This window comes from uncultured Empedobacter sp., from assembly GCF_937930195.1.
Classification (GTDB): domain Bacteria; phylum Bacteroidota; class Bacteroidia; order Flavobacteriales; family Weeksellaceae; genus Empedobacter; species Empedobacter stercoris.
Window position 1 is genome coordinate 1 of sequence record NZ_CALGVK010000049.1, and the last position, 2,153, is coordinate 2,153.

The window sequence follows — 2,153 nt, forward strand, 5'->3', positions numbered from 1 at the left end:
GGTTCTTTAAAAGAAAATTTTAATGCGTACAGTCCCAGTGTATTAAAGAAGTTGTTTAATGGAAAAAAAGTGAATCCAATTTTAAATTATACTTCGCCAACTGATCGTAAGGATAAAAGTAGTTTTAACCAAAATCAAACACATATTTCTATTTCGGGATTTCAAGAGAAATATTCTTTAATTCTTGATGGAAAAGAACTAAGATTAACCAATGAAAACGAAAGTGGTCAATATATTTTAAAACCAATTTCTGATTTACCAAAAAATAGTGAATTTGCACCAGCGAATGAACATTTGACGATGCAAATTGCCAAACAAATTTTTAAAATTGAAACAGCAGAAAATGCATTAGTTTTTTTTAAAGATGGAAGTCCAGCTTATATAACGAAACGATTTGATTACAATGAAAATGGTGAAAAATTAGCAGTAGAGGATTTCGCTTCTTTATTAGGGAAATCACCTGCGACAGATGGAGAACAATATAAATACGAAGGTAATTACTTAGAATTGTTTGATGCTTTAAAAAAATATGTTCCAGCTTGGAAAGTAGAAACTCCAAAGTTATTTACTTTAATCCTTTTCAATTATCTGTTTTCAAATGGAGATGCTCATTTAAAGAATTTTTCTTTAATAGAAACTCAGCAAGGAGATTTTAAATTAAGTCCAGCATATGATTTACTAAATACCAAAATTCATATTGACGATGCTGATTTTGCTTTAAAAGATGGATTATTACCAAAATCCAATTCAAAAGGAAAAGTCATTGATCAATTAATGGTATTGGGAGAAAAAGCAGGGATGACAGAAAAATCAATCATAAAAGTTCTTCAAAATCTAACTTCGAAAGAAGATCAAGTGGTAGATTTAATCAATAAATCGTTTTTATCTGATAAGTTAAAACGTAATTATTTGCAAAGTTATCAGCGTCGATTGAAGAAATTAAAAATAGTTATAGATTGAAAAAACTGAACGAGAAGATTTCCTTAACACATTTTTTATAATTTATCCTTTAAGGAAAATAGAATAGGTTATTCCTTCTTTTCAACGTAATTTTAGAAGCGAAATAATAGAATCAAAAATGAAAAAAATAGATATTACAACTTTAGATCATTTAGATCAAATTGATCAAGCATCTTTTAATCAACCAAAAATTATTTATAAACACAGTACAACTTGTGGGTTATGTGATATAATTTGGGATATTGTAAAAGAAAGCGATTTTGAACTGAATTATTTAGATTTATTAACGTATAGAACACTCTCTAATGAGATTGAACGACGATACAATGTTCAGCACGAATCACCGCAAATCCTAATTATAAAAGATGGAAAATGTGTGTACAATGCATCACATCGTAAAATAAAAAATGAAGAAATTCAGAAACAATTAGATCAATTAGTTAATTTATAAGGTATTTAAGAAGTAATTAATGTTCAAATATTAAATGTCCGTTATTCCATGCAAAATGAATCAAATTGTATAGAATAACGGACATTTTAAGTTATGAATTTTAATATTTCGAAAATCTTAAATCAAAAAAAATATTTCGCCAAAAAGAGATTTTGAAATTTTTGTTTCTATTTGATTTTTAGATGTTTCTGTCATATTTATACTGTAATAATTATCACAAATTTTGTTGATTTTTGTGACAAAAAATTTTGATTAATCTAATAATATTTTAATTCGATTTACAATTTCCTCTTGCCAAACTTTAATATCTGAAGCCGTTGCAATTTGCATAATACTACATTCTTTATCAGACATTTCTAAATGATTTTCTGAACTGAAATAATTTCCTTTTTGAATTGAATGTTGATCTGAAGGATATACAAGAGCAACTTTTTTAGCTTGATAAAATCTGTGATACACATACATTTGTCGCAAATCTTCAGGTGAAGGATTGTAACCGTTTAGATTTTTCCATTTCGTATCTAAAACAATGTTTTCTCCAGTATCTCTACAACTTAGGATAATATCAGGTCGCATTTTAGATGAATAACCTGAATTGGGTTTCCAAAAATTCTTGGTTACTTGTGAGGAAACATGATGGGATTTCAGCTTTCTTTTTAAAGTAACTAAAATAAATTGCTCCCATAAACTGTTCATGTCAAACATAAGAGCCAAAACATCATTTCGACCTTTTGAAATATCA

Annotated in this window: 2 protein-coding genes and 1 pseudogene; 2 read left to right on the plus strand and 1 reads right to left on the minus strand. The window is 27.5% G+C overall.

Features of this window, described 5'->3' with window-relative positions; translation table 11 throughout:
* Both Q0616_RS02725 and ytxJ read left to right on the plus strand, forming a co-directional pair.
* Nucleotides 1-960, plus strand: a 960-nt coding sequence (locus Q0616_RS02725; protein WP_366940230.1) for a HipA domain-containing protein, incomplete at its 5' end; no start/stop codon positions are given.
* Between the two features lie 118 nt (nt 961-1,078).
* Complete coding sequence (gene ytxJ, locus Q0616_RS02730) at nt 1,079-1,411, plus strand: bacillithiol system redox-active protein YtxJ (protein ID WP_298774891.1); 333 nt, start codon at nt 1,079-1,081, stop codon at nt 1,409-1,411.
* Between the two features lie 252 nt (nt 1,412-1,663).
* On the opposite strand, the pseudogene Q0616_RS02735 reads toward ytxJ, so the two are convergent.
* Nucleotides 1,664-2,153, minus strand: a pseudogene (locus Q0616_RS02735) (hypothetical protein); the annotation flags it as partial.

What these genes read in the sequence shown, in the direction of transcription:
- ytxJ (WP_298774891.1), top strand. Translation starts at nt 1,079, where the DNA reads ATGAAAAAAATAGATATTACAACTTTAGATCATTTAGATCAAATTGAT.